This window comes from Sphingomonas gei (assembly GCF_004792685.1).
GTDB classification, from domain to species: Bacteria; Pseudomonadota; Alphaproteobacteria; order Sphingomonadales; family Sphingomonadaceae; genus Sphingomonas; species Sphingomonas gei.
Map to the genome: position 1 here is coordinate 599444 of NZ_SRXT01000001.1, position 25786 is coordinate 625229.

Here is a 25786-nt window from a genome sequence, read left to right on the forward strand (position 1 = left end):
CGCTATCCCCCGCAGCAGAAGAACACCATCCGCGGCGCTTGACAACGGAGTTTCGATCCGGTGTGGCGGCGCCCTCTTTGCAGGACCCGGACATGCACATTTATCGCACCCATAATTGCGCCGCGTTGCGCGCGACTCATGTCGGCGAGGAAGTTCGCCTGTCGGGCTGGGTGCATCGCAAGCGCGACCATGGCGACCTCGTCTTCATCGATCTGCGCGACCATTATGGCATCACCCAGATCGTCACCGATGTCAGCGGGCCTGCCTTCGCGGCAATCGAGTCGCTGCGCGCCGAGTCGGTCGTGACCGTCACCGGCAAGGTGGTCGCGCGCGACGCCAGCGTGGTGAACCCGAACCTGCCGACCGGCGAGATCGAAGTCCGCGCTGCCGAGGTAATCGTGCAGAGCCCCGCGCAGGAATTGCCGCTGCCGGTGTTCGGCGATGCCGAATATCCCGAGGATATCCGCCTGCGCTATCGCTTCCTCGATCTGCGCCGCGAGCGGCTCCACAAGAACATCCTGCTGCGCTCGAACGTCATTGCGTCGCTGCGCCGCCGGATGATCGATCAGGGCTTCACCGAGTTCCAGACGCCGATCCTCACCGCGAGCAGCCCGGAGGGCGCGCGCGACTATCTGGTCCCGAGCCGGGTTCATCCCGGCAAATTCTATGCGCTTCCTCAGGCCCCGCAGATGTTCAAGCAGCTGCTGATGGTCGCAGGGTTCGACCGCTATTTCCAGATCGCACCGTGCTTCCGCGACGAGGATGCCCGCGCCGATCGCAGCCCGGGCGAATTCTACCAGCTCGATTTCGAAATGAGCTTCGTCACCCAGGACGATGTGTTCGCGGCGATCGAGCCGGTGCTCCACGGCGTGTTCGAAGAATTCGCGAACTGGGAGGGCAAGGGGCGCAGTGTTTCGGCGCTGCCGTTCAAGCGCATCCCGTACCGCGAATCGATGCTGAAGTACGGCAACGACAAGCCGGACCTGCGCAACCCGATCCTGATCACCGACGTCTCCGGGCACTTCAAGGGCTCGGGCTTCAGCCGCTTTGCCTCGATGGTCGAAGGCGGCGACGTCGTCCGCGCGATCCCAGCCCCGAACACGCACGAGAAGAGCCGGAAATTTTTCGACGACATGAACAGCTGGGCGCAGTCCGAAGGCTTCCCCGGCCTCGGCTATGCGACGCAGAAGGACGGTGTGTTCGGCGGCCCGATCGCCAACAACCACGGCCAGGAAGGCATGAAGGCGATCGCCGACGCGCTCGGGCTCGGCCCGAACGACGGCATCTTCTTCGCCGCGGGCAAGGAGGCGCAGGCCGCCAAGCTCGCCGGGTTTGCGCGCACCCGCGCTGCCGAGCAGCTCGAATTGATCGACAAGTCTCGCTTCGAATTCTGCTGGATCGTCGACTTCCCGATGTTCGAGGCCGATGAGGACACGGGCAAGATCGACTTCAGCCACAACCCGTTCAGCATGCCGCAGGGCGAGCTCGCGGCGCTGGAGACCAAGGATCCGCTCGACATCCTCGCTTTCCAGTACGACATCGTCTGCAACGGCGTCGAATTGAGCTCGGGCGCGATCCGGAACCACCGTCCGGAGATCATGTACAAGGCCTTCGAAATCGCCGGCTACACCCAGGCCGACGTAGACACGAACTTCGCCGGCATGATCAATGCGTTCAAATTCGGCGCGCCGCCGCACGGCGGGTCGGCCCCGGGCGTCGACCGCATCGTGATGCTGCTGGCCGACGAGCCCAACATTCGCGAGGTGATCGTCTTCCCGATGACGCAGAAGGCCGAGGATCTGATGATGCAGGCGCCCAGCTTCGTCAGCGAGAAGCAGCTCAAGGAGCTCAACATTCGCCTCGCGCCGCAGATTGCCGCCGACCTCGCCAAGAAAGGCACCGACGGGATCGTGGACCCGGCCGCAGGCTGAGGGTCGCTTTCCCGGGCACGTTGCGCCAAGGTCCCCCGCACTGGTTCGGGGGACTATATGCTTGACGAGACGTGGGTAACGAACTTGGTCGCGATCGTGGCGGCGCTCATCGCCGCTGCGTCGGCGATATTCGCATGGCTGACCGTCCGCTCCGCGCGCATTCAGTTCGAGCGGACGGAAACGCGCGAAGGAAGGGCGTCCATTGCCGGCAATTATCTCGCGCTGGAGACCGCCTCGAGCGAGATTTTCAAGTATATGGCGGAGAACCACGACAGGATCGGTAAATTGCGGGGTACGGTTCCCGACAAGGTGTTGGGCGCGTCGAAGAACGCCGAGGCACTGGGTGTGCTGCTGCAGCTTTATTATCAGTCGTTGAACCTGTTCGAAGTCTGCGCGCGCTTCCGACGCGACGACCTCGTCAAACCCGAGGTTTTCGCCAGCTGGATCGCCTGGATGGTCGAAATCCTCGAGGACAGCTATTTCCGCCGGCATTGGGGGGCACTGATCCGCTCCAACTACACCCGCGATGTCCGCGACATCTTCGATATCGGCGTCGACATTTTCTCGCGCCCACTCGAAGAGCAATTGCGAAACCGGGCTTTTTATGAGGCGGTTGGGGAAATCATGGGCAATTGCCCGGTTATTGCCAACTGGCTGTCCGATACGAAGAAGGCAACGAAATGGACCGATCTGACGAGCCATCGCAAATATCTCTCGAATGGAACAATGCAGCCGGCATCGCCCGTGCAGCTGCCGATTTCGCCAGCCGCGTAATCGGATCCGATGCGCGCTATATCAGCCATGGCGAAATCCAGACCGGATTGAGCCCCGACGGCAAGCGATGGGCCGACAACCTCGATGCGCTTTATGCCGCCGACTTCGCCGAGCTTGGCGATGTGCGCGACTTGCTGACGGGACGCGACGGGCAGGGCGCGATCGTCGCGATGGCGATCGTGGCGTGGGAGGCGACGTCTCGCCGGCGCTTCGCGGTGCTCGAAGACATGGCGGTCGATCCGGCGCTGCGGTCGCTCGGTATCGGCGAGCAGGTCCTCCGCGCCGTCGAGGGGCGCGTCGCCGAGCGCGGGATCGACCTGCTGTTCCTCGAGAGCGGGCTCGATAATCACGGCGCGCACCGCTTCTTTGAACGAAGCGGCTTCCACACCGTTTCCCACGTGTTCATGAAGCAGGTCACCCGATAGCAATGCCCATCGATCTGAGCGACTACGAAGCCGGCGAGCCCGTAAAACACTATAAAAAGGCGCTGAAGAAGCTCCAGGAGCGGCTCAGCCACATCCACTACGCGCATATCGTGCACAAGCGCCGCGCGATCATCGCGTTCGAGGGCTGGGACGCGGCGGGGAAAGGCGGGATCATCCAGCGGCTCACCGCTGAATGGGATCCGCGCTATTTCGAGGTGTGGCCGATTTCGGCGCCGACGCCCGAGGAACTCGCGCATCATTATCTCTGGCGCTTCTGGCGGCGGCTGCCCGCGCAGCACAATATCGCGATCTTCGACCGCAGCTGGTACGGTCGGGTCCTGGTCGAGCGCGTCGAGGGCTTTGCCAAGGAGGCCGAATGGCAGCGCGCCTATGACGAGATCAACGATTTCGAGGCGCAGCAAGTCGCGACCGGGACGACGTTGGTCAAGGTCTTCGTCCATGTCACGCAGGATACGCAGGACCAAAGGCTGCGCGATCGGCTCGCGCATCCGTGGAAGCGCTGGAAGACGGGGCTGGAAGATTATCGCAATCGCGCGAAGCGGCCGGAATATCTCGAAGCGATGGCCGAGATGCTCGCGCGTACCGATACCAAGCACGCGCCCTGGATCGTCGTGGACGGCAACGACAAGAAAGCCGCGCGGATCGCGGCGTTGACGGCGATTGCGGATCGGCTCGAGGCGCACGTGCCGATGGACCCGCCCGAGCTCGACCCTGCGGTCGCGAAGGCGGCGAAGAAGGCGTTGGGCTGACGCCTTCTCAGCAACTATGCGGGAGCGAACGCCCCCGAATCGTCCATCACGTGCAGGACGCCTTCCGCGATGGCGAAATAGGCGCCCTGGATCCTGAGCGTACCCGCGGCTTCGCGCTCGGGAATGCACGGAAAGGTCCGCAAATTGGCGATCGAGACGCGAACCGTCTCCAGCTCGAGCGCGCGGATCGCTTCCTCGCCTTCGCCATATTGGGCGACGATCCGATCGCGGGCCTCGTCGAGCATATCCACCCAATGTGCGATGAATCCGCCGGCGCCGGGCGCCTTGCCTTCGAAGCGGCGAGTCAGCGCGGCATGGACCCCGCCACACGCGCCATGCCCCATCACGACGATCTCGGGGACTTCGAGCTGCGTGACGGCGAATTCGAGCGCCGCCGAGACGCCGTGGCGGCCGCCGCCCAGCTCGAACGGCGGCACGAGATTGGCGATGTTGCGGACGACGAAGATCTCGCCGGGCGACGTATCGAATATCTGGGCGGGATCGACTCGGCTGTCCGAGCAGGCGATCACCATCACCTTGGGCGCCTGGCCTTCGGATAATTCGTCCCAGCGGTCGCGCTGGCGGCGATATTCGGTCTGGCGGAAACGGCGATAGCCGCTGAGCAGGTCGCTGAAATCGGTCATGGCGCCTCCATAGCGAAAGTCGGAGCGTTGCGAAGCCGGTACGCGCGCCGGAAACTGCAAGCAGACGTGCACGCACGGTTGTTGTGCCTGCACGCGTGCATCGCTATCTGGCTTCACATGAACGAGATGTCCCCGCTGCCGCGGCCCGAGCGCGTGCGGAAACCCGACTGGATCCGCGTCAAGGCACCGACTTCGGAAGGCTTTGCGGCGACGCGCGCGCTGATGCGCTCCAAAAGTCTGACCACGGTGTGCGAAGAGGCCGCCTGCCCGAACATCGGCGAATGCTGGTCGAAGAAGCACGCGACGGTGATGATCCTCGGCGACACCTGCACGCGGGCGTGCGCCTTCTGCAACGTCAAGACCGGCATGCCGCGCGCAGTCGACCCGATGGAGCCGGAGAATGTCGCCGATGCAGCGGCGCAGATGGGGCTCTCGCACATCGTCGTCACCTCGGTCGACCGCGACGACCTGCCCGATGGCGGCGCGAAGCAGTTCGTCAAGGTGATCGAGGCGATCCGCCGCTCGAACCCAACGACGACGATCGAGATACTGACCCCCGATTTCCGCAACAAGCATCAGCAGGCGGTCGAGATGATCGTGGCGGCGCGGCCCGACGTCTACAACCACAATCTCGAGACCGTCCCGCGGCTCTATCCGACGATTCGCCCGGGTGCGCGCTATTACGCCTCGCTGCGGCTGCTCGAGACAGTGAAGCGGCTCGATCCGTCAATCTTCACCAAATCGGGGATCATGCTGGGGCTCGGCGAGGAGCGGCTCGAGGTCCACCAGGTGATGGACGACATGCGTTCGGCCGACGTGGATTTCCTGACGATGGGCCAGTATCTCCAGCCGACCCCGCGCCACACCAAGGTCATCGAGTTCGTCACGCCGCAGGCGTTCGGCTCGTATGGTGCGATTGCCCGCGCCAAGGGCTTCCTCTTGGTAGCCTCGTCGCCGCTGACTCGGTCGAGCTATCACGCCGGCGACGATTTCGCGAAGATGCGCGACGCGCGGGCCGCGAAGCTGGCGAAGGTGACCACGACCGTCTGATGCCCAAGCATACCGAGACCCGCGCGCTACCCTATAGCCCCGAGCAGATGTTCGACCTGGTCGCCGATGTCGGCCGCTATGGCGAGTTCCTGCCCTGGGTCTCGGCGGTGCGGGTGCGCACCAACAGCGACACCCAGATGGTCGCGGACCTGATCGTCGGGTTCAAGGGGCTGCGCGAGAGCTTCACGTCGCGCGTCGAGAAGCAGCGGCCCGGGCACCTTCGAGTCGATTATCTCGAAGGGCCGCTCAAGCACCTCAACAACGACTGGACGTTCCGCAGCGACGGCAAGGGCGGCTGCCTCGTCGATTTCTGCGTCGATTTCGCGTTTAAGAACCGCGTGTTCGAGATGCTGGCGGGGCAGGTGTTCGATCGCGCGCTTCGGAAAATGATCAACGCCTTCGAGGAACGCGCGGCGCGGCTCTACGCCGATTCGGCGGCGCCCTCGGGCTCGCCCGGCATCAGCAGTTCGAGCGCGCAAAGCGCCGCCTGAAGCCGAACGCCGGCGCGACCGGTGTTTTCGAAATGGCGTGAATCGGCGACGATGTGCTGCGGGTCTGCACCGCGCTCGGCCTGCGCGAAAACGACCGTGCCGACCGGCTTCTTCTCGCTGCCGCCGTCGGGGCCGGCGATTCCGGTGATCGCTACTGCGACGTCGGCGCTGCTGCGCTTGAGCGCGCCTTGCGCCATGCTCCACGCCACTGCGATCGACACCGAACCGAAGGTCTCGAGCACGTCGCTGCTCACCTTGAGCACTTCGGTCTTCGCTTCGTTCGAATAGGTGACGAAGCCGGCCTCGAACACGTCGGATGAACCGGGGATCTCGGTAAGCGCCGCGCTGACCAGCCCGCCGGTGCAGCTTTCGGCCACTGCGATGCGGCGCCCCGCGGCGCGGTTCGCCTCGATCACCTTGCGCGCGGAGTCGACCAACTGGGCGGGAAGAATCGTGTCCATGAAAGGCCCTGTGCCACCGGGATGTTTCGATAGCGAGTCAGGCGTTGTCCGCAGGTACCCGGACGGTCGCAATCGCCTGCGCGGCCATGCCTTCGCCGCGCCCGGTGAAGCCGAGCCGCTCGGTGGTGGTGGCCTTTACGCTGACCGACGACTCGGGAAGGCGCAGGATAGCGGCGATGCTGGCGCGGATCGCCTCGCGGTGGGGTCCGATCTTGGGTGCTTCGCAGATGATCGTCACGTCGACAAAGTCGATGATCCCACGCTGGGCGGCGATGAGCCCGGCGGCGTGCTCGAGGAAGCGCGCCGAGGCGGCACCGCGCCATTGCGGGTCGCTCGGCGGGAAATGCATGCCGATATCGCCCGCGCCGATCGTACCCAGCAGCGCGTCGGTGATCGCGTGGAGCACGACATCGGCGTCGCTATGCCCCGACAGACCCTTGCTGTGCGGTATGAGGATCCCGCCGAGCCACAGTTCCTCGCTCTCGGCGAAGCGATGGACGTCGTAGCCGATGGCGGTGCGGACGCGCATCGCCGCGAAGTGGCGCGCCTCCGCGGCGGCAAAGTCAGCGGGGTGCGTGATCTTTTCCAGTGCGATGTCTCCGGGAACGATGGCGATTTCGATGCCGAGCGCGCGGACCATCTGTGCGTCGTCAGTGGCTTCGGAGTCCGCTGGCCAGGAGTTGTGCGCCTCACGAATGGTCTCGATGCGAAACGCCTGCGGGGTCTGGACGCGGACGAGCCCGTCGCGCGGCACGGTCTCGCCAAGTGTCACGTCGCCGTGCGCGAGCGTGTCGGCCAAGGGGAGGGCAGGGAGGGCGCCTTCGTGGGTGTCCAGCGCAGCGAGTAACGAGTCGATCACGGCGTGGGAGAGAAAGGGGCGCGCCGCGTCGTGGATCAGCACCCGTTCGGCGTCGATCGCATCGAGGCCGTTGCGCACGGACTCGCGCCGCGTGTCGCCGCCGATCACGAAAGCCACGTCGCCAAGCGCGTCCCGCAGCGCCGCCTCCTGGCCCTCCCCGATGACGATCAGGACGTGATCGATGCTCAGGTGCGATGACAGCGCCGCATAGCTATGGGCCAGCATCGGCATGCCCGCGAGCGGCGCGAATTGCTTGGGCACGGTCCCCCCGGCACGAATGCCCTGTCCGGCGGCGACGATCAGCGCGGCGGTTTTGCCCATGAGGCCGCGGGTAGCGGGGAAGCCGCGGCTTGCCAATCCGCGCTTGTGCCGCTAGGCGTCGCTGCCTATTTTTCAGGCAGATCATGCGCGAACTCGCCCCCATCCAGATCGGCCCCGTCCGGGTCGAAGCCCCGGTGCTGCTCGCGCCGATGACCGGCGTGACCGATCTGCCGTTCCGACGAATCGTCCGGCGCTACGGCTCGGGGCTCAACGTCACCGAGATGGTCGCCAGCCAGGCGGCGATCCGCGAGACGCGCCAGTCGCTTCAGAAATTCGCCTGGGATCCGATCGAAGAGCCGGTGTCGATGCAGCTCGTCGGCTGCACGCCGTACGAAATGGCCGAGGCGGCGAAGCTCAGCGAGGACCGCGGCGCTGCGATCGTCGACATCAATATGGGCTGCCCGGTGCGCAAGGTGACCAGCGGCGACGCGGGTTCGGCGCTGATGCGCGACCTCAAGCTCGCCGCGTCGCTGATCGAGGCTTGCGTCAAGGCGGTCAGCGTTCCCGTCACGGTCAAGATGCGGATGGGCTGGGACCATGCCAGCCTCAACGCGCCCGAGCTTGCGCACATCGCCGAGGATCTCGGCGCGAAGATGATCACGGTGCACGGCCGCACCCGCAACCAGATGTACAAGGGCTCGGCCGACTGGGGCTTCATCCGGACGGTGAAGGACGCAGTGTCGATCCCGGTGATCGCCAATGGCGACATCTGCACCGTCGACGATGCGCGCACGGCGCTGGCGCAATCGGGCGCGGACGGGGTGATGATCGGCCGCGGATCCTATGGCAAGCCATGGGTGCTGCGCCAGGTGATGGACGCGCTGACCGGCAAGCCCGAGCGGCCCGAACCCTCGCTCGACGAGCAATACCGCGTCATCGTCGAGCATTATGCCGACACCCTCGGCCATTATGGCAACGAAGTGGGCGTCAACATGATGCGCAAGCATATCGGCTGGTACACCAAGGGCATCCATGGCTCGGCCGAGTTTCGCAACATGGTCAACAAGATTTCCGATCCCGTGCGCGTGCTCGACATGCTCGCCGAATTCTACGCGCCATGGTCTTCGCGCGCGGCAGCCTGAGGCGCGCCAGGCCCGAACCGGTAAAGGGACCTGGCTTTGGCGACCTGTTCGCCGCGCTTCCCGTCGCGGTGCTGGTGATCGATCCCGACGGCCGCATCGCCCATGCCAATTCGGCTTGCGAGCTTTTGCTCAACCATAGCGAGACCACGATGGTGGGGCAGCCTTACGAGGCGGTATTGCTCCCGCCCGAGGATTATGCCGACCGCCGCGACGGACACGGCTTCGCGGCGTTCGACATCGAGATCGAAGCAGTGCGGGGCCCGCGCATCCGAGTCGATTTCGTCGAGACGCCGATCGCCGATCAGCCCGGCTGGCGGATCGTCACGCTTCACCATGCGCCGCATGCCCGCAGAGTCGCGCAGGGTGCCGATCGTACGGCCGGGGCGCGCGCGGCAGTTGGCGCGGCGGCGATGCTGGCGCACGAGATCAAGAACCCGCTTTCGGGGATACGCGGCGCGGCGCAATTGCTCGAGAGCGGCGGCGAGGAGCGCGAGCTCACCCAGCTGATCACCACCGAAGTCGACCGCATCGTCGCGCTGATCGACCGGATGCAGGATTTCACCGACACCCGGCCGCTCAAACTGGCGCCGACCAATATCTACCCCCTGCTCGATCATGCCCGCCGCGTCGCGCTCGCCGGCTTCGCGAGGAATATCGCGATCGAGGAGCATTTCGATCCCTCGCTGCCGCCGGTTCTGGTCGATTCGGATGCGTTTCTCCAGGTCCTGCTCAACCTGCTCAAGAACGCCGCCGAGGCGGTCGGCGACCTTGCCAAGCCGCGGATCACGCTGGCGACGGCGTATCGCCACGGTATGTCGGTGAGCACCGGCGCGGGCCGGCCGCGCCAGCCGCTGCCGATCGAGATCCTGGTGACCGACAATGGCCCGGGCGCCCCCGCGGATATCGCCGAGCATCTGTTCGAGCCGTTCGTATCGGGCAAGCCCGAGGGGAAGGGGCTCGGCCTGCCGCTGGTCGAGAAACTGGTCCGCGACATGGGCGGAATCGTCCAATATGCCCGCGAGCGCGAGCCGGAAGTCACTGTGTTCCGCATCCTGCTGCCGAGGGCGGCATGAGCGGCAGCGTCCTGATCGTCGACGACGATGCCGCGATCCGCACCGTCGTCGCCGCGGCGCTCAAGCGCGAGGGGCACCGCGTGACCACCGCGGCGAGCATCGCGGAGCTGCGCCGGGCACTCGCCGGCGGCGTGCCCGACGTTCTGGTGACCGACGTGGTGCTGCCCGACGGCAACGGGCTGGATGTCGCGGCCGCGCTGGCGAGCGAATATCCCGAGCTGCCGATCATCGTTTTTTCGGCACAGAATACGCTCGCCACCGCGGTGCGCGCGACCGAAGTCGGCGCGTTCGACTATTTGCCCAAGCCGTTCGACCTCGACGTGCTCACCCAGGCAGTCCGCGGGGCGATCGCGCGGCGCCAGCGGCCGCCGGCCGAGTTTGCCGAGGCGGAGATCGGCGGCGGCTCGACCTTGATCGGCCGCTCGCCGGCGATGCAGGAAGTCTATCGGGTGATCGCGCGCGTGGTCTCCAACGACTTGACCGTGCTGATCTCGGGCGAATCGGGGACCGGCAAGGAACTGGTCGCGCAGGCGGTTCACGAGCTCGGACCGCGCCGCCGCGCGCCTTTCGTCGCGCTCAACATGGCGGCGATCCCGCGCGACCTGATCGAAGCCGAATTGTTCGGGCACGAGCGCGGCGCGTTCACCGGTGCGGCGACTCGCGTCGCCGGCAAGTTCGAGCAGGCGGCGGGGGGGACGCTGTTCCTCGACGAGATCGGCGACATGCCGATGGACGCGCAGACCCGGCTGCTCCGCGTGCTCCAATCGGGCGAGTTCACCACCGTCGGCGGTGCGCGGACGATCCGGGCCGATGTCCGCATCGTCGCGGCGACCAACAAGGACCTGGGCGCGCTCGTCCAGAGCGGACAGTTCCGCGAGGATCTGTTCTACCGGCTCAACGTCGTGCCGGTGAGCCTTCCCGCGCTGCGCGAGCGGCGGCAGGATGTGCCCTTGCTTGCCCGCCATTTTCTCGATCGCGCAGCGGAAGCAGGTCTGCCGCGCAAGCAGCTCGATCAGGGCGCGATGGCAGTGCTCGAGGGCTATGACTGGCCCGGCAACGTGCGCGAGCTCGAGAATCTGATGCGGCGCATCGCCGCGCTCAGCCGCGACGAATGGATCGACGCCGACGCGATCCGCCGCGCGATCGGCGAGGCGGGGAGCTTCCAGCCCGCCGCGCGCGATCCGGGGATCGACGCAGCGGTACGCGCGCGACTCGAGCGCATGGCGATCGAGGAGCCGCGCGCGCTCGACGACGGCAGCCTGTACGAACGGATCATCGGCGAGGTCGAGCGCCCGCTGATCGAGGCGATGCTCGCGCGGCACCAGAACAACCAGCTGCGCGCCGCCCGGGCGCTGGGGATCAATCGCAACACGTTGCGCAAGCGGCTCGACACGCTGGGGATCGAGATGGGACCGAACGGTGCCGATTAGCGACGATTAGCCCAAAATTATGTGTTCTTTCGGCCACAATATCGTTGTATCCCGGCAACGATGGATGCGGCGAGAGAGTCAGCTATCGTAGGGGTTGAGCGCGAACCCCGCTTCGCGCGCACCCGCATGCTGGAGATCGCGGTTCTCGCGTTGGTGCTAGCGGCTCCGCTTGGTACCTATCTGTTCGTCACCCGTTTTTGGAGTGGCCAGCTGTTCAGCCCTGGCGTCGCTGCGCTGTTGCTCCTCGCCAACCTGCTTCCCTGCGTCGCGCTGATCGTGCTGGTCGGGCGGCGAATCGCGATCCGCCGTGCCGCCCAGCGTGGGTTGGCGGAGCGGGGCCGACTGCACGTCCGCCTCGTCGCAGTGTTCAGCTTGATGGCGACCATCCCGATCGTGCTCACCGTCATCGCCGCTTCCGTGATGTTCCAGTCGGGTGTGCAGCTCTGGGGCTCCGAACGCGCTCAGAAAGCGTTCAACTCCACGGTGGCGATTGCGAAGGAGGGGCAGAATCTTATCGTAAAGCGATGGACCGGCGAGGCCCGGACCATGGTTGATGACTTGTTGAGGAAATATCCTCAAATTCCAGAGGGGTCCGCGGACTTCCAACTCCGTTTTCTCGAGCAGACCTATCTTCGCAGCCTCTACCAGTCGGTGCTGTTTCGGGTCGTAGACGGTAAAACCGTGGAAGCGCTTTACGCGTACGAAGCCCCCGAGCCGGCGGTCTTCACGGCGCGCGTCTCGGCGCAGGTGCTCAGCCAATTGCGCAACCAGGACAGCGCCACGAATTATGATTCGAACATGTTGTGGGTGGTGACCCCGGTAAACCGGGCCCAGAACCTGTTTCTCTACGTGGCCACCCCGGTCAACGTCGACTACCTCAATCGACAAAGCCAGGCAGCCGCCGGCATCATTGCCGAATATGATACACTGCAGAAGCGTGCCCGCTCCCTTCAGATCCAGTTCAATGCGGTGCTGTTCGGCGTCGCGCTCCTGATCGTCGGGCTCGCGACTGCCATTGCGCTCGCGGTGGCGGACCGTCTCGTGCGTCCCATCGACGAGTTGGTGACGGCGGCGCGACGGGTCGCGGGGGGCGATTTGGGCGCGCGAGTCGCCACGCCGAAGCATGAGGACGAGATCGGCACGCTCGGCGATGCCTTCAATCGGATGACCGCACAGCTCGAACTCCAGAACACCGCACTCGTCACCGCCAACGCCCAGCTCGAGAGCCGCCGCGCACTGATCGAGGCGGTGATGTCGGGGGTTTCTGCGGGCGTCATCTCGATCGGCGCCGATCGCGTGATCCGGCTGATGAATGCCTCGGCGCTGGCGCTGCTCCGGCGCAGCGAAGCGGAATCGCTGGCCAAGCCGCTGGTCTGGATTGCCCCCGAGCTCGATGCATTGCTCGACGGTGCGGAGCGCGAGGCAGTGGCGCAAGTCACCGTCGGCGGCGAGGCGCGGACGCTCGCGGTCAAGATCACCTCGGATGAAGCGGGCAAGGTACTCACCTTCGACGACATCACCCAGCAATTGCTCGACCAGCGCCGCGCCGCCTGGTCCGACGTCGCGCGCCGCATTGCCCACGAGATCAAGAACCCGCTGACGCCGATCCAGCTTGCCGCGGAACGCCTCCAGCGGCGCTACGGCAAGCAGATCGAAGGCGGCGAAGGGGTGTTCAGCCAGTTGACCGGGACGATCGTCCGCCAGGTCGGCGATCTCCGCCGGATGGTCGACGAATTCTCCTCGTTCGCGCGGATGCCCAAGCCGCTGTTCCGCCCCGAGTCGCTGATCGATATCGCGCGCCAGTCGCTGTTCCTCCACGAAGTCGCCCATCCGGCGATCCGCTTCGAACTCGATTCGCCCGCCGAGCCACCGAGCCTGGTCTGCGACCGCCGCCAGATGGGGCAGGCACTGACCAACGTCATCAAGAACGCGGTCGAGGCGATCGAGGCGCGCGGCGAGGGATCGGCGCTGCCGCACGGCGAAGTCACGCTTTCGATTGCCGTCGAAGACGATGCGCGCATCGTGTTGACGGTTGCCGACAACGGCGTCGGCCTGCCGGTCGAGCGCGATCGCATCGTCGAACCCTATATGACGACACGCAGCCGCGGCACCGGGCTGGGCCTCGCGATCGTCAAGAAGATCGTCGAGGAGCATTGCGGGACGATCGGCTTTACCGACCATGCGGGCGGCGGGACGATCGTCACGATCGGCTTCGATACCGAGGCGCTCGAGCGCCTCGCCCAGCAGAACAATGACGCCGAACCGGCCGAGCCCAAGGCCCCGGCGCTTACCAGAAGCGGAAAATCCCAATGAGCCTCGATATCCTCGTCGTCGACGACGAACGCGACATTCGCGAGCTCGTCGCGGGTGTGCTGGAGGACGAGGGCTATGCCACCCGCGCCGCCGCCGACAGCGACGCCGCGCTCGAAGCGATCGCCGAGCGCCGGCCGAGCCTGGTCCTGCTCGACGTATGGCTGCAGGGCTCACGGCTCGACGGGCTCGAATTGCTCGACGAGATCAAGCGGCGCGATCCCTCGATCCCGGTGCTGGTGATCTCGGGGCACGGCAATATCGACACCGCCGTCGCCGCAATCCGCCGCGGCGCCTCCGACTTCATCGAGAAGCCGTTCGAGGCCGAGCGGCTGCTCCTCCTCGTCGAGCGGGCGACCGAGACCGACCGGCTGCGCCAGGAAGTGGTCTCGCTGCGCGCCTCGGTCGGCCGCGAGAACGACCTGACGGGCAATTCCGGCGCGATCAACGCCGTGCGCGCGACGTTGAAACGCGTGGCCTCGACCGGCAGCCGAGTGCTGATCACCGGCGGCGCCGGCGTCGGCAAGGAAGTCGCCGCGCGGCTGCTCCATGGCTGGAGCCAGCGCACTTCGGCCCCCTTCGTGATCGTCAGCGCGGCGCGGATGATCCCCGAGCGCGTCGAGGAGGAATTGTTCGGAGTCGAGGAGGCGGGCGACCTCGTCCGCCCCGGCCTGCTCGAACAGGCGCATGGCGGCACGCTGTTCCTCGACGAGATCGCCGACATGCCGATCGCGACGCAGGCGCGGATCCTGCGCGTGCTCACCGACCAGAGCTTCAGCCGAGTCGGCGGCACGCGCATCGTCAAGGTCGACGTTCGTGTCGTCTCGGCGACGGCGCGCGACCTGATGGCGGAGATCGCGGCGGGGCGCTTCCGCGAGGATCTATATTACCGGCTCAACGTCGTCCCCGTCGCGATACCGTCGCTGACCGACCGGCGCGAGGACATCCCGGTGCTCGTCGAGCATTTCGTCGCGCATTATGCCAGCGACCGGCGGGTGCCAACTCCCGAAGTCGCGCCCGACGCGATGGTCGCGCTGCAGAGCTACGAATGGCCGGGCAATGTCCGCCAGCTGCGCAACGTCGTCGAGCGGACCGTGATCCTCGCGCCGGGCGACCGGATCGGTCGGATCGACCTCGACTTGCTCCCCCCCGAAGTGCTCGGCCGCCAGGGCGAGGGCGGAGGCAGCACGGGCGCGAATGCGATCATGGGCGCGCCGCTCAAGGAAGCGCGCGAGACCTTCGAGCGCGAATATCTGCGGGTGCAGATCCGCCGTTTTTCGGGCAACATCTCGCGCACCGCGAGCTTCATCGGGATGGAACGCTCGGCCCTTCACCGCAAATTGAAGCTGCTCGGGATCACCGAGACGCGCGAGGAATAGGTTGGACGCGGCCCGGCAGAACCAATAGACTGCGGGCTCCGCACCAAGGTGGCGCGGCATTCCGACGCCGGGAACCGGCGCGAAGCGGGACATGATCCCGCCAAGAATAGAAGGAAACTATAATGGCCGAGAAGCAGACTTCGCTTCAGGACCTGTTCCTCAACTCGCTCCGGCGCTCGAAAGTGCCGGTCACGATGTTCCTCGTGAAAGGCGTCAAGCTTCAGGGCATCGTCACCTGGTTCGATAATTTTTCGGTGCTGCTCCGCCGCGACGGCCAGTCGCAGCTGATCTACAAGCATGCGATCTCGACGATCATGCCCGCCGGCCCGATCGATCTCGCCACGCTCCTCGAAGCGGCGGGAGAATTCCAGCACAAGAACCCGGTTCTGCAGGAAATCTTCCTCAATGCGGTGCGCAAGCAGCAGGAAAACGTCACGATGTTCCTGGTCAACGGCGTGATGCTGCAGGGCCAGATCGCCGCATTCGACCTGTTCTGCATGCTGCTCCAGCGCGAGGGCATGGCGCAATTGGTCTACAAGCATGCCGTCTCGACGGTCCAGCCGGCGCACCCGCTCAACCTGGCCGAGGAAACAACTGCGCCCGACGGCGATTGAGCATTCATGTCCACAGGTTTTGACCGCGACGCCGACGAATTTGCCCGCGGTGCGCGCGCGATTGTCGTCTACCCGGAAATGGGCGCCAGTTCGCGCGACGCCGACGCGCGCCTCGAAGAGACTGCGGGGCTTGCCGCGGCGATCGGCGTCGAAGTGCGCGAGAAGCTCGCGGTCAAATTGCGCCAGCCCAAGCCGGGGACCTTGATCGGTTCGGGCCAGGTCGAGGCGATCGCCGAAACCGTTCGCGATCAGGAACTTCAACTCGCGGTCTTCGATGCGGCCTTGACCCCGGTGCAGCAGCGCAACCTCGAAACCGCGCTCAAGTGCAAGGTGATCGACCGCACCGGGCTGATCCTCGAGATCTTCGGCGAGCGCGCGCGCACCGCCGAGGGGCGACTGCAGGTCGAGCTCGCGCATCTCGATTACCAGGCGGGCCGGCTGGTGCGCAGCTGGACCCATCTCGAGCGCCAGCGCGGCGGCTTCGGCTTTCTCGGCGGCCCGGGCGAGACCCAGATCGAGGCCGATCGCCGACTGATTCGCGACCGCATGGCGCGGCTCAAGAAGGAGCTCGACCAGGTCTCGCGCACACGGACCTTGCACCGCGACCGGCGCCAGCGGGCGCCCTGGCCGGTGATTGCGCTGGTCGGCTATACCAACGCTGGAAAGTCTACGCTTTTCAACAGGTTAACTGGCGCTGACGTCATGGCGGAGAATTTGCTCTTCGCGACGCTGGACCCGACCTTGCGACAGATTTCGCTGCCGGGGATCGACAAGGCGATCCTGTCCGACACGGTGGGGTTCGTCTCCGAGCTGCCGACCCAGCTGGTCGCGGCGTTCAAGGCGACGCTGGAGGAAGTGGTGTCGGCGGATCTCCTCATCCACGTCCGCGACGTGGCGCATCCCGACAGCGAGGCGCAGCGCGCCGATGTCGAGAAGGTGCTGAGCGAGATCGGCGTGGCCGAGGCGACGCCGCGCTTCGAGGCGTGGAACAAGCTCGACCTGCTCGACGAGGAGCGGCGCGCGCAATTGCTCGAGGATGCCGGCAAGCGCGAGGACGTGATGCCGCTCTCGTCGTTGACGGGGGAGGGCGTGGATGCGCTGATCGCCACGGTTGCGACTCGGCTGACCGCGGGGCATCGGCGCTTCTGGATCACGCTGGCCTCGGGCGACGGCGCGGGCGCGGCGTGGCTCCACCAGCATGGCGAAGTCGTCGAGCAGCGGATCGAGGACGATCAGGCGCTGTACGAAGTGCGGATGGCGCCGGGGGATTATGAGCGGTTTCTGACGCGGCAGGGCTGAACGCGGAATTTGCGGACGCGGGAAACGCGTTTTGCGCGCGAGGTGCGGTTGTCGCGCATTTGCGAGGGGAATGTGGAACAACATGCCGCCGAAGTTGACAGTGTGACGCTTTGCGGATTCTGCATTCCAGGGCGTGGCGACGACGGCCAAACACCGTCATCCCGGCGAAAGCCGGGATCCCGGTTATTTGGCGATGACCTGATTGGCTCTGGGCCCCGGCCTCCGCCGGGGTGACGAAAGGGGGCGTGTGGGGGCAGCTCTACGGTTCAAAGGGCGGGGCTGGTGGCCAGCGCCGGTCAGTCGAGCAGGCGAAACCCTACATTGCAAGCGCCGACACCGGCTGGGCAGCATGCGTATTGTTGCGACGCGCGCGCTCCATCACTACGATCAGATCGGCCCACTCGACCAATTCGCCGGTCCAGCGGATTTTCGGCATGGTGATTGGTGCCGGCTGAACTGACCTCGATCGCCGGATGGCCCGCGAAGATCTGCTCGGCGATGGGCTTCGGAGACGGTTCTGGCTGCAGACGAAGAGGAGCTTCTTCATCAAACGCCACTGGCTTTCGCGCTTTGCCAAAGCGCTTCCTTGCCCTCCAGATCGAGCCCCGCGAACGCATCCCCTGCTTCGTCCTCCATCGCCTTGAAGCGGCGTTCGAACTTGGCATTGGCGCCGCGCAAAGCGGCTTCGGGGTCAACGCCGTGCTTGCGGGCCCAGTTGACCATTGCGAACAGTAGGTCGCCGATCTCTTCCTCGCGCTCGTCAATGGTTTCGGCGGCTTCGACTTCGGCCAGCTCCTCGTCGATCTTGGCGCGGGCGCCGCTCGGATCGGGCCAGTCGAAGCCGGTGCGCGCGGCGCGCTTCTGGAGCTTTTCGGCGCGGAGCAAGGCGGGAAGGCCGAGCGCCACGCCGTCGAGCGCGCTTTCGTGGCCCTTGGCGCCGCGCTCCTCGGCCTTGATCTGCTCCCAGAGGTGATGGCCGCCCTCGGCTTTGCCGAGGAAGATGTGCGGGTGGCGGCGCTCCATCTTGTCGCTGATATTGTCGATCACGTCGGGAAGCGCGAAATGCCCCGCCTCCTCGGCAATGCGGCTGTGGAACACGACCTGGAGCAGCAGATCGCCGAGCTCGTCCTTGAGCTCGGCCATGTCGCCGCGCTCGATCGCGTCGGCGACTTCATACGCCTCCTCGATCGTATAGGGGGCGATCGTCTCGAAGGTCTGGACCGTATCCCATTCGCAACCGGTCTTGGGATCGCGCAGCCGCGCCATGATCGAGACGAGGCGGTCGATATTCACTTGGCGCATGCTCAGGGGGCTCTTCTCGGGCGGGAACGGGTGCCCAGCATAGCGCCGCCGCCGCGCTGCCGCCACCGCGCGGATCCCGCCTCAGCTCATGCGCGCCAGGCGCCGCCCCAGCCGAAATCGCCCGCGGCGATCGCGGCCTGGGTGCGGTTGCGGACGTTGAGCTTGCGCATCACTGCGGTCATGTGAACCTTGACCGTGGCCTCGGCGATGCCGAGCTCGTACGCGATCTGCTTGTTCAGCAGCCCCGAATGGACGCAACGCAGGACTTCCATCTGGGTCGGCGTGAGCCGCGGCGGTGGGCAGGGAGGCATGGGCCTCCGCTCGTGATCGAGACTGTCATGCAGATCCATCGCGGCATGCATAGTACCTCTCCTGTTCGCGTCCGATTTTGAAGGCGATCATCGGCTTATGCCGAAAACGCCTTGGGATACGTTAACGCTAACAATACCGGAATCAGTCAGACAGGTTCAAGCGATATTTTGCTGGCAGCGTTGTCAACGTGCGAAAAAAGCGCGTGATACTGCGGCTTACCCAGTAGAACGGCGCTTGAAACCTGTCTGACAGCTTTGTCAGAGAGCAGGATGCCGCGCCGATCCGCCCGGCAATTGCGCCAGGATGAGGTCGCGCAGCAATAAGGGCTGACTTTCATCGGCGAAGATGATCGAGTCGGCTTCGTCCAGCGGTCGTTCGAGCGTGGCCAATTGGCTGTCGAGGAGAGTGGCCGGCATGAAATGTCCGCCGCGATCGGTCAGTCGCTGCAGCAGTTGCGCGCGTGGAATGTCGAGCAGGACGAAGCGAGCCGGCCGACCGATCGTCGCGCGCAGCCGGTCGCGATAGGATCTGCGCAGCGCCGAGCAGGCAGTGACGGCGGCGCCATGCTCGGCAATCGCACGGGCAGTGGCCGCGCCGAGGCGCTCGAGCCACGGCCAGCGATCCATATCGTCGAGCGGCTGGCCGCTGCGCATCTTGGCGACTGCCTCGGGTGCGTGAAAATCGTCGCCGTCGAGGAACGGGCAATGCAGGGCCTCGGCGAGGAGCGCTCCCAAAGTGGTTTTTCCGCAACCACTGACGCCCATCACGACGATTGCCAGCGGGGCGGAGTCAGGGGGTGGCGGCAAGTCGGCGTCCTCAGCAGCCGGGCGGCTCCCGGGCTCACACCGCGGGCGATGCTGCCGGGCTTTCTGGATCGGCGCCCCTCGGCTGGAAACTACGACCTTGGTCGCACGTGCCTCACACGGGAGCGCGGGGTAGCCACGCTGGTCACGCGAAGGAGAATAGGATGGAGATGCGCTGCGTATGGGCCGGGTTGCTCGCGGCAACCGCGCTGACCCTTCCGGCCACGGCCCAGGCACAAGGCGCATCGGTGTTCCCGACCGCACCTGCCGAACCCGGCGCGGTCACCGTCAAGGCCGCTGGCGACGGCAAAGCCGACGACACCGCCGCGATCCAGCAGGCGTTCGACCAGGCGCGCGGCAAGACCGGGCACGGCATGGTGTTCCTGCCTTCGGGCAGATATCGCATCACCCGCAGCTTGATCGTGCCGGCAGGCGTGCGGGTCTATGGCGTCGGGGCCACCCGCCCGGTGATCCTGCTCGGGGCGAGCACGCCCGGGTTCCAGCAGGGCGTCTCGACGATGATCGTGTTCGGCGGCGAGGCGCAATATCAGACGGGTCCGGTGCCGGTGCCGGTGCCGACGATCGTGCCGCGCGACAAGGTGGTGCGCGATGCCCATTCGGGCACCTTCTATTCGTCGATGCGCAATGTCGACATCGAGATCGGCGAGGGAAATCCGGCCGCAGCCGGGGTGCGCTTCCGCATGGCGCAGCATGCCTTTCTGAGCGACATGGAGTTTCGCCTGGGGACCGCCTTTGCCGGGGTGTACCAGGCGGGCAACGTCATCGAGAACGTCCATTTCAGGGGAGGGCGCTACGGCATCGTCACCGAGAAGACGTCGCCGGCGTGGCAGTTCACCCTGATCGATTCGACCTTCGACGGGCAGAGCGATGCGGCGATCCGCGAGCATGAAGTCGATTTGACTCTGGTCAATGTCGCGATCCGCAACACCCCGGTGGGGATCGAGATCGACCGCGGCTATAGCGACTCGCTGTGGGGCAAGGATGTGCGGTTCGAGAAGGTCAGCCGCGCGGCAGTGGTGATCTCGAACGAGAACAACGTGTTCACCCAGATCGGGTTCGAGAATGCGCTCGCGGTCGACAGCCCGGTGTTCGCGCGGTTTCGCGACAGCGGGCGGACGATCGACGGCAAGGGCAAGGCGTACAAAGTCGCGTCCTTCTCCTACGGGCTGAGCGTGCCCGAGCTGGGGCAGATGGGCAATTATGCGACCGAGGCGGATATCCGGCCGCTGCGCGCGATGCCGAAGCGGCGCGCGCCTGCGATCCGGGCGCTGCCCAAAATGGCCGAATGGGTCGATGTGCGCGGCCTCGGCGTGGTCGGCGACGGCGCTGCGGACGATACCGCCGCGATCCAGCGCGCGATCGACACGCGGCGCGTGCTCTATTTCCCGGCGGGCTTCTACAAAGTCACCGACCGGCTCAAGCTGCGCGCCGACACGGTGCTGATCGGGCTGCATCCGGCGATGACTCAGCTCTACATCCCCGACGATAATCCGCGGCATGCGGGATTGGGCAGCGTGCTGCCGATCCTCGAGACCCCGCGCGGCGGCGACAACATCCTGTCGGGGCTCGGGCTGTTCACCGGGCGGGTGAACCCGCGGGCGTCGGCCCTGCTGTGGCGCTCGGGCGAGCACAGCTTGGTCGAGGACGTCAAGATCATGGGCGGCGGCGGGACGCCCACCGCTGATGGCAAGCCGCTCGGCACGCTGTCGGCGCGGAGCGGCGATCCGGTATCCGACGGGCGGATGGACGCGCAATATCCGAGCATCTGGGTGACCGACGGCGGCGGCGGCACCTTCGCCGATGTATGGAGCCCCAATACCTTCGCTTCGGCGGGGTTCACGGTGACCAACACCAGCACGCCGGGCCATGTCTACGAGATGTCGGTCGAGCATCATGCGCGCAACGAGTTCGTGCTCGACAATGTCCAGAACTGGGAGTTCCTCGCGCCGCAGACCGAGCAGGAAGTCGCCGACGGGCCCAACGCCGTCGGGCTCGAGATCCGCAATTCGCGCAACCTGTTGTTCGCCAATTATCACGGCTATCGGGTGACGCGCAGCTATGCCCCGCAGCGCAGCGCCGTGCGGCTGTTCAACTCGAGCGACATCCGCTTCCGCAATGTCCATGTGAACGCCGAGAGCGGCTATGCGAGCTGCGACGACGAAGGCTGCGGGACCTTCCTGCGCGCGAGCAAATATCCGTTCGACAATGCGATCGAGGATGTGACGCGCGGGCTTCTCGTCCGCGAGCGCGAGTTTGCGAAGCTCGATATCGGGCCGGCCGAGCGGGCCATCGCGGCGCGGGTGCCGAATGCGGTGCCAGTCGACAAGGTCGCGGAGGGGTTCTGGTCGATATCGGGCGCGGCGGTGGACGCGAAGGGCGCGCTCTATTTCATCGACCGAAGATTCCAGCGGATCCATCGGTTCACCGAAGCCAAGGGGCTCGAGGTGGTGCGCGATCATGCGCTCGATCCGGTCAATCTGGCGGTCGATGCATCGGGGAATCTGCTGGTGCTGTCGTCGCTCGGGCCGAAGGGCGGAGTCTATTCGCTCGATCCGGACGCGCCCGCGGACCAGCTGAAGGTGATCGCGCCGACGCCGGTGCGCTCCCGCGCGAAGGGCAGGACGCTGCTGCCGGTCAATTGGTGGCACAATGGCGAGTTTCGCGACCAGCTCGATCCGCAGAGCCATCAGTTCGCCACGCTCGCCGAGATGTTCGCGCGCGAGGCCGGTACGGCCAAGCCGCAGGAATATGTCTCGCCCGACGGCAGCCTGGCGCTGCCGGCGTTCCGCGTCTGGCAGCAGGGGCCGATCGACCATGTCGGCTGGCGCTGGTCGAACGGGCTCAACGCCAATGGGCTGGTGAGCGGGCGGCAGGGCGAGCGGCTGTTCGTCACCAACGGGTCGGAGAACGTCACTTATAGCGGCGCGGTGGGCGCTGGGGGCACGCTGACCGACCTCAAGCCCTTCGCCAATCGCGGCGGCGAGAGCGTCGCGGTCGACGACCAGGGCCGTGTCTTCGTCGCGAACGGCCAGGTGTTCGTCTACGCCGTCGACGGGAAGGAAGCCGGGCGGATCGACGTTCCCGAGCGGCCGCTGCAGATCCTGTTCGGCGGGCCCGACCGACGCACCTTGTTCATCCTGACTCACCACGCGCTCTACGCGGCGCGGCCTTAGGGCGTTTCAAAATCCCCCTCCCGCTTAGGGAGGGGTTAGGGGTGGTAAGAAAAGGTCGGGCTCGATGCCCGGCCTTTTCTTTTTGATCGACACAGCTCGTTGGGCTCGCACCCACCCCTCCCTTGCAGGGAGGGGAGTTTGCCTTGGCCCTGTCGCTACGACCTATGTCGTACGTGCGGTGCGGCGGGGCGGGAGATACCGTCCGGACACAAAACAAGAAGGTTGGAGGGGACTTATGAAGGGGATTTTCGCACTCGATCGGCAGCGCTGCGGCGTCAGCATGATTGCGCTCGCCGCGATGGCGCTGGCTGGGACCGCGCACGCGCAGACCGCGCCGCAGGAGGAAGTCGCCCCGCCGCCGGCCCAGACCGTGCCCGAAGCCGCCGCCGAGCGCGATGCCGACGACATCGTCATCACCGGCTCGCGCATCATTGCGAGCGGGTTCAACGCGCCCACGCCTACGACGGTGATCGGCGCGGAGCAGATCGCCGCCAACGCCCAGCCCAACCTGTTCAACACGATCGCGCAATTGCCGTCGCTCCAGGGTTCGACGGGAACCTCGACGGGGACATTCAGCACTTCGAGCGGCCAGCAGGGGCTGAGCTCCTTCTCGCTGCGCGGGCTCGGCGCGATCCGGACGCTCACCTTGCTGGACGGCCAGCGCGTCGTCGGCGCGAACGTCACGGGCGTGCCCGACATCAGCATGTTCCCGCAATTGCTGGTCAAGCGCGTCGACGTGGTCAATGGCGGCGCCTCGGCGACCTATGGCTCGGACGCGGTCGGCGGGGTGGTCAACTTCATCACCGATACGCGCTTCACCGGCTTCAAGGGCAATGTGCAGGGTGGCGTCACCACGTATGGCGACAACGAGCAGATCCTCGCGCAGGCCGCCTGGGGCACTGCATTCGCCGACGACAAGCTCCATCTGATCGTCAGCGGCGAATATGCCCATGACGGCGGCGTCGGCCCGGGCGATTTCGGCACCGATCTCGCCGGCAAGCGCGACTGGTATCGCGCCTCGACCCTGCTCAACACCGGGCAGACCAACAACGGCGCGCCGCAGTTCGTCTACAGCGACTATGCCCAGCCTTATCAATATGCGCGCTACGGGCTGATCAACAACGGCCCGCTGCAGGGCATCGCGTTCGACGTGAACGGCACGCCGTACAATTTCAACTACGGGTCGGGCGGGGCGCCGCTCGGCAATGGCCGCGTGTCGAATTGCTACCCCGGCAACAGCTTCTGCGTCGGCGGCGACCTGTCGGGTGCGCCGGGCTCGGGCGCGTCGCTGGTTTCAGAGCTCCAGCGAGTCAACGGCTTCGGCCGGATCGGCTACGATTTCGCCCCGAACAACGAAATCTACCTGACCGTCAACGTCGCGCAGGTGAAGACCAACAACCAGCCGAGTCCGGGGTACAACCGGCCCAATCTCACCGTGCAATGCGCCAATCCGTTCCTGCCGCAGCTGGTGCGCGATCGCTGCGCCACCGCGGGGATCACCAACTTCAACTTCGGGACGAGCAATGGCGCGTTTCCCGACACCCGAGTCTATACCGATCGCCGCCAGTATCGCTTCGTCGGTGGCGTAAAGGGCCAGTTCGGCATTGGCGGAGGCGACTGGAACTATGACGCCTATTACGAGCATGGCACCACCATTTCCCATATCGACGTCAACAACATCGTCCTGCAGAACCGCTATGTCGCGGCCACCAACGCAATCACGCTGAACGGCGCGATCGTCTGCGCCGATGCCGGCGCGCGGGCGGCGGGATGCCAGCCGATCAACGTGTTCGGCGGCGCCGTGCCGTCCTCCGCGGCGCTGGCTTATGTGATGCCCGAAAACGGGCCGCTACAGCGCACCAAGCTCACCCAGGATGTCGCCAGCGTCAATTTCTCGGGCAATCTGTTCGACCTGTGGGCCGGCCCGCTGTCGCTGGCGTTCGGCGGCGAATATCGCCACGAATTCTACAGCGTGCACGGCGATCCCTATGGCGCGGGCGTCACTCCGCTGAGTCCGAACAGCGATGCCTATCCGGCGGATCCGCTGCTCAACGCACCGTTGGGCAGCAACTGGGCGGCGGGCAATTACAAGAACGGCAGCGGCGCCTATGACGTCTATGAAGGCTCGGCCGAATTCAACCTGCCGCTGTTCAACGGCGGCGGGGCGGGGAAGGCCAACCTCAACGGCGCCGCGCGCATGACGCATTACAGCACGTCGGGCACCGTCTGGGCGTGGAAGATCGGCGGGACCTGGGAAACCCCGCTCGACGGCTTCCGGCTGCGCGCAGTGACCTCGCGCGACGTGCGTGCGCCCAATCTGTCGGAGCTGTTCGCCGCGCCGACGGTGACCACGCTGCCGAACTTCGCCAACCCGTTCCCGCCCGCCGGCGCGGTGCAGGCGTTCCAGAACACGGTCGGCAACCCGAACCTCAAGCCCGAGATCGCGCGCAACACCGAAGTCGGCGTCGCGCTCGCCAATCCGTCCTGGCTGCCCGGGCTCAGCCTGTCGTTCGACTATTACGTCATCAAGCTCGACAGCGTGGTCTCGACGCTGTCTGCCGACCAGATCGTGCGGTTCTGCTTCGAAGGCAATCAGGCGTTCTGCGGCGGCTTCGTGCTCAACAGCCCGGTCCAGGGCGGCAATTTCATCAACGTCCAGCCGTTCAACCTCGCTTCGTGGAAGACCAGCGGGTTCGACATCGAGGCGAGCTATCGCTGGACCCAGCCGCTGGGGCTGCCGGGTAGCTTTACGCTGCGCGCGCTGGGCACCAACATCCGCGAGTTCATCGTCAAGGCGGGCATCGCCGGAGTCGACCCGGTCGACCAGGCCGGCGCCAATACCGGCAACACTCCCGACTGGAAGTGGCTGGCGATCCAGAGCTACGAGAACGAGCATTTCGGGCTGGTCGTTCAAGAGCGCTGGTTCTCCGACGGCGTGTACGGCAACCAATATGTCGTGTGCAGCTCGGGCTGCCCGGCATCGACCGGCAACCATCCGACGATCGACCGCAACAAGATGGAAGGCGCCTTCTATGTCGACGTCGGCGGCTCGTACAATCTGAGCTCGGCGATCAAGGCCTATTTCAAGGTCGACAATCTGTTCGACCATGATCCGGCGCCGTCGCCGCAGACCAATACCGGTCTCGACGTCAATCCGGCGCTCTACGACACGCTCGGACGCACCTATCGTGTCGGCGTCCGTTTCAACTTCTGACCGAAACCCACCTCCCGTGGGAACTCGTCCCGGCCTAACGGCCGGGAC

The 25786-nt window shown here is 65.8% G+C and carries 21 protein-coding genes; 15 read left to right on the forward strand and 6 right to left on the reverse strand.

Annotated elements, in window-relative coordinates; translation table 11 throughout:
* The first annotated feature begins 92 nt into the window (after positions 1-92).
* The 4 genes from aspS to E5A73_RS02690 all read left to right on the forward strand — a co-directional run bounded on the left by aspS (position 93) and on the right by E5A73_RS02690 (position 3900).
* Complete coding sequence (gene aspS, locus E5A73_RS02675) at positions 93-1931, forward strand: aspartate--tRNA ligase (RefSeq protein WP_168355780.1); 1839 nt, start codon at positions 93-95, stop codon at positions 1929-1931.
* Between the two features lie 96 nt (positions 1932-2027).
* The gene (locus tag E5A73_RS02680; RefSeq protein WP_135962233.1) at positions 2028-2705 is read left to right on the forward strand and encodes a hypothetical protein; all 678 of its coding nucleotides are present in this window, start codon (positions 2028-2030) and stop codon (positions 2703-2705) included.
* The gene (locus tag E5A73_RS02685) at positions 2612-3130 is read left to right on the forward strand and encodes a GNAT family N-acetyltransferase (RefSeq protein ID WP_135962234.1); all 519 of its coding nucleotides are present in this window, start codon (positions 2612-2614) and stop codon (positions 3128-3130) included. The genes E5A73_RS02680 and E5A73_RS02685 overlap by 94 nt, the downstream gene beginning before the upstream one ends.
* A 2-nt stretch (positions 3131-3132) precedes the next feature.
* Positions 3133-3900: a polyphosphate kinase 2 family protein gene (locus tag E5A73_RS02690; RefSeq protein ID WP_135962235.1), complete on the forward strand. Its 768-nt coding sequence runs from the start codon at positions 3133-3135 to the stop codon at positions 3898-3900.
* Between the two features lie 14 nt (positions 3901-3914).
* Here the strand turns inward: E5A73_RS02690 and E5A73_RS02695 are convergent, their stop codons facing one another.
* Positions 3915-4544, reverse strand: a complete 630-nt coding sequence (locus tag E5A73_RS02695) for a carbonic anhydrase (RefSeq protein ID WP_135962236.1) — start codon at positions 4542-4544, stop codon at positions 3915-3917.
* A 117-nt stretch (positions 4545-4661) separates the two neighbouring features.
* On the opposite strand from E5A73_RS02695, the gene lipA reads away from it, so the two are divergent.
* Together lipA and E5A73_RS02705 are read left to right on the forward strand one after the other, a co-directional pair.
* Positions 4662-5594, forward strand: a complete 933-nt coding sequence (gene lipA, locus E5A73_RS02700) for a lipoyl synthase (protein WP_135962237.1) — start codon at positions 4662-4664, stop codon at positions 5592-5594.
* Positions 5594-6085 carry a type II toxin-antitoxin system RatA family toxin gene (locus E5A73_RS02705; protein ID WP_135962238.1) on the forward strand — a complete coding sequence of 164 codons (492 nt, stop codon included), beginning with the start codon at positions 5594-5596 and terminating at the stop codon, positions 6083-6085. Before lipA ends, E5A73_RS02705 begins: the two co-directional genes overlap by 1 nt.
* Here E5A73_RS02705 and E5A73_RS02710 read toward each other — a convergent pair.
* A complete protein-coding gene (locus tag E5A73_RS02710) occupies positions 6016-6546 on the reverse strand; it encodes a CinA family protein (protein ID WP_135962239.1) in 531 nt (176 codons plus the stop codon). The genes E5A73_RS02705 and E5A73_RS02710 overlap by 70 nt on opposite strands.
* A 37-nt stretch (positions 6547-6583) precedes the next feature.
* Positions 6584-7726 (reverse strand): bifunctional 2-C-methyl-D-erythritol 4-phosphate cytidylyltransferase/2-C-methyl-D-erythritol 2,4-cyclodiphosphate synthase, encoded by a 1143-nt coding sequence (locus tag E5A73_RS02715; RefSeq protein ID WP_135962240.1) that lies wholly within the window; start codon positions 7724-7726, stop codon positions 6584-6586.
* A gap of 83 nt (positions 7727-7809) precedes the next feature.
* Here E5A73_RS02715 and dusB point away from each other — a divergent pair, with 83 nt between their 5' ends.
* The 7 genes from dusB to hflX all read left to right on the forward strand — a co-directional run bounded on the left by dusB (position 7810) and on the right by hflX (position 16913).
* Positions 7810-8808 carry a tRNA dihydrouridine synthase DusB gene (dusB, locus tag E5A73_RS02720; RefSeq protein WP_135962241.1) on the forward strand — a complete coding sequence of 333 codons (999 nt, stop codon included), beginning with the start codon at positions 7810-7812 and terminating at the stop codon, positions 8806-8808.
* The gene (locus E5A73_RS02725; RefSeq protein WP_135962242.1) at positions 8784-9881 is read left to right on the forward strand and encodes a two-component system sensor histidine kinase NtrB; all 1098 of its coding nucleotides are present in this window, start codon (positions 8784-8786) and stop codon (positions 9879-9881) included. The genes dusB and E5A73_RS02725 overlap by 25 nt, the downstream gene beginning before the upstream one ends.
* A complete protein-coding gene (gene ntrC / locus E5A73_RS02730) occupies positions 9878-11311 on the forward strand; it encodes a nitrogen regulation protein NR(I) (protein WP_135962243.1) in 1434 nt (477 codons plus the stop codon). The genes E5A73_RS02725 and ntrC overlap by 4 nt, the downstream gene beginning before the upstream one ends.
* Before the next feature lie 126 nt (positions 11312-11437).
* Positions 11438-13624 carry a sensor histidine kinase NtrY-like gene (locus E5A73_RS02735; RefSeq protein WP_240699979.1) on the forward strand — a complete coding sequence of 729 codons (2187 nt, stop codon included), beginning with the start codon at positions 11438-11440 and terminating at the stop codon, positions 13622-13624.
* Positions 13621-15000 (forward strand): nitrogen assimilation response regulator NtrX, encoded by a 1380-nt coding sequence (ntrX, locus tag E5A73_RS02740; RefSeq protein ID WP_135962245.1) that lies wholly within the window; start codon positions 13621-13623, stop codon positions 14998-15000. Before E5A73_RS02735 ends, ntrX begins: the two co-directional genes overlap by 4 nt.
* A 122-nt stretch (positions 15001-15122) precedes the next feature.
* Positions 15123-15614: an RNA chaperone Hfq gene (hfq, locus tag E5A73_RS02745; protein ID WP_135962246.1), complete on the forward strand. Its 492-nt coding sequence runs from the start codon at positions 15123-15125 to the stop codon at positions 15612-15614.
* Between the two features lie 6 nt (positions 15615-15620).
* On the forward strand, positions 15621-16913 hold the full coding sequence (hflX, locus tag E5A73_RS02750) for a GTPase HflX (RefSeq protein WP_135962247.1): 1293 nt from the start codon (positions 15621-15623) through the stop codon (positions 16911-16913).
* Positions 16914-17459: 546 nt separating this feature from the next.
* Here the strand turns inward: hflX and mazG are convergent.
* The 3 genes from mazG to E5A73_RS02770 form a co-directional block, all read right to left on the reverse strand.
* The gene (gene mazG / locus E5A73_RS02760; protein WP_135962248.1) at positions 17460-18215 is read right to left on the reverse strand and encodes a nucleoside triphosphate pyrophosphohydrolase; all 756 of its coding nucleotides are present in this window, start codon (positions 18213-18215) and stop codon (positions 17460-17462) included.
* A gap of 86 nt (positions 18216-18301) precedes the next feature.
* Positions 18302-18565, reverse strand: a complete 264-nt coding sequence (locus tag E5A73_RS02765; protein ID WP_135962526.1) for a helix-turn-helix domain-containing protein — start codon at positions 18563-18565, stop codon at positions 18302-18304.
* Between the two features lie 219 nt (positions 18566-18784).
* A complete protein-coding gene (locus E5A73_RS02770; protein ID WP_135962527.1) occupies positions 18785-19291 on the reverse strand; it encodes a gluconokinase in 507 nt (168 codons plus the stop codon).
* 203 nt (positions 19292-19494) lie between these two features.
* Between E5A73_RS02770 and E5A73_RS02775 the strand changes: the two genes are divergently transcribed.
* Positions 19495-22524, forward strand: coding sequence for a glycosyl hydrolase family 28-related protein (locus tag E5A73_RS02775; protein WP_135962249.1), 3030 nt, complete (start codon positions 19495-19497; stop codon positions 22522-22524).
* 235 nt (positions 22525-22759) lie between these two features.
* Complete coding sequence (locus tag E5A73_RS02780; RefSeq protein WP_135962250.1) at positions 22760-25738, forward strand: TonB-dependent receptor plug domain-containing protein; 2979 nt, start codon at positions 22760-22762, stop codon at positions 25736-25738.
* Positions 25739-25786: the final 48 nt, after the last annotated feature.

What these genes read in the sequence shown, in the direction of transcription:
- E5A73_RS02780 (WP_135962250.1), top strand. Translation starts at nt 22,760, where the DNA reads ATGAAGGGGATTTTCGCACTCGATCGGCAGCGCTGCGGCGTCAGCATG.
- E5A73_RS02690 (WP_135962235.1), top strand. Translation starts at nt 3,133, where the DNA reads ATGCCCATCGATCTGAGCGACTACGAAGCCGGCGAGCCCGTAAAACAC.
- E5A73_RS02725 (WP_135962242.1), top strand. Translation starts at nt 8,784, where the DNA reads ATGGTCTTCGCGCGCGGCAGCCTGAGGCGCGCCAGGCCCGAACCGGTA.
- ntrX (WP_135962245.1), top strand. Translation starts at nt 13,621, where the DNA reads ATGAGCCTCGATATCCTCGTCGTCGACGACGAACGCGACATTCGCGAG.
- E5A73_RS02705 (WP_135962238.1), top strand. Translation starts at nt 5,594, where the DNA reads ATGCCCAAGCATACCGAGACCCGCGCGCTACCCTATAGCCCCGAGCAG.
- hflX (WP_135962247.1), top strand. Translation starts at nt 15,621, where the DNA reads ATGTCCACAGGTTTTGACCGCGACGCCGACGAATTTGCCCGCGGTGCG.
- E5A73_RS02715 (WP_135962240.1), bottom strand. Translation starts at nt 7,726, where the DNA reads ATGGGCAAAACCGCCGCGCTGATCGTCGCCGCCGGACAGGGCATTCGT.
- dusB (WP_135962241.1), top strand. Translation starts at nt 7,810, where the DNA reads ATGCGCGAACTCGCCCCCATCCAGATCGGCCCCGTCCGGGTCGAAGCC.
- hfq (WP_135962246.1), top strand. Translation starts at nt 15,123, where the DNA reads ATGGCCGAGAAGCAGACTTCGCTTCAGGACCTGTTCCTCAACTCGCTC.
- aspS (WP_168355780.1), top strand. Translation starts at nt 93, where the DNA reads ATGCACATTTATCGCACCCATAATTGCGCCGCGTTGCGCGCGACTCAT.
- E5A73_RS02685 (WP_135962234.1), top strand. Translation starts at nt 2,612, where the DNA reads ATGGACCGATCTGACGAGCCATCGCAAATATCTCTCGAATGGAACAAT.
- E5A73_RS02770 (WP_135962527.1), bottom strand. Translation starts at nt 19,291, where the DNA reads ATGGGCGTCAGTGGTTGCGGAAAAACCACTTTGGGAGCGCTCCTCGCC.
- ntrC (WP_135962243.1), top strand. Translation starts at nt 9,878, where the DNA reads ATGAGCGGCAGCGTCCTGATCGTCGACGACGATGCCGCGATCCGCACC.
- E5A73_RS02735 (WP_240699979.1), top strand. Translation starts at nt 11,438, where the DNA reads ATGCTGGAGATCGCGGTTCTCGCGTTGGTGCTAGCGGCTCCGCTTGGT.
- E5A73_RS02695 (WP_135962236.1), bottom strand. Translation starts at nt 4,544, where the DNA reads ATGACCGATTTCAGCGACCTGCTCAGCGGCTATCGCCGTTTCCGCCAG.
- lipA (WP_135962237.1), top strand. Translation starts at nt 4,662, where the DNA reads ATGAACGAGATGTCCCCGCTGCCGCGGCCCGAGCGCGTGCGGAAACCC.
- E5A73_RS02710 (WP_135962239.1), bottom strand. Translation starts at nt 6,546, where the DNA reads ATGGACACGATTCTTCCCGCCCAGTTGGTCGACTCCGCGCGCAAGGTG.
- mazG (WP_135962248.1), bottom strand. Translation starts at nt 18,215, where the DNA reads ATGCGCCAAGTGAATATCGACCGCCTCGTCTCGATCATGGCGCGGCTG.
- E5A73_RS02775 (WP_135962249.1), top strand. Translation starts at nt 19,495, where the DNA reads ATGGAGATGCGCTGCGTATGGGCCGGGTTGCTCGCGGCAACCGCGCTG.
- E5A73_RS02765 (WP_135962526.1), bottom strand. Translation starts at nt 18,565, where the DNA reads ATGGATCTGCATGACAGTCTCGATCACGAGCGGAGGCCCATGCCTCCC.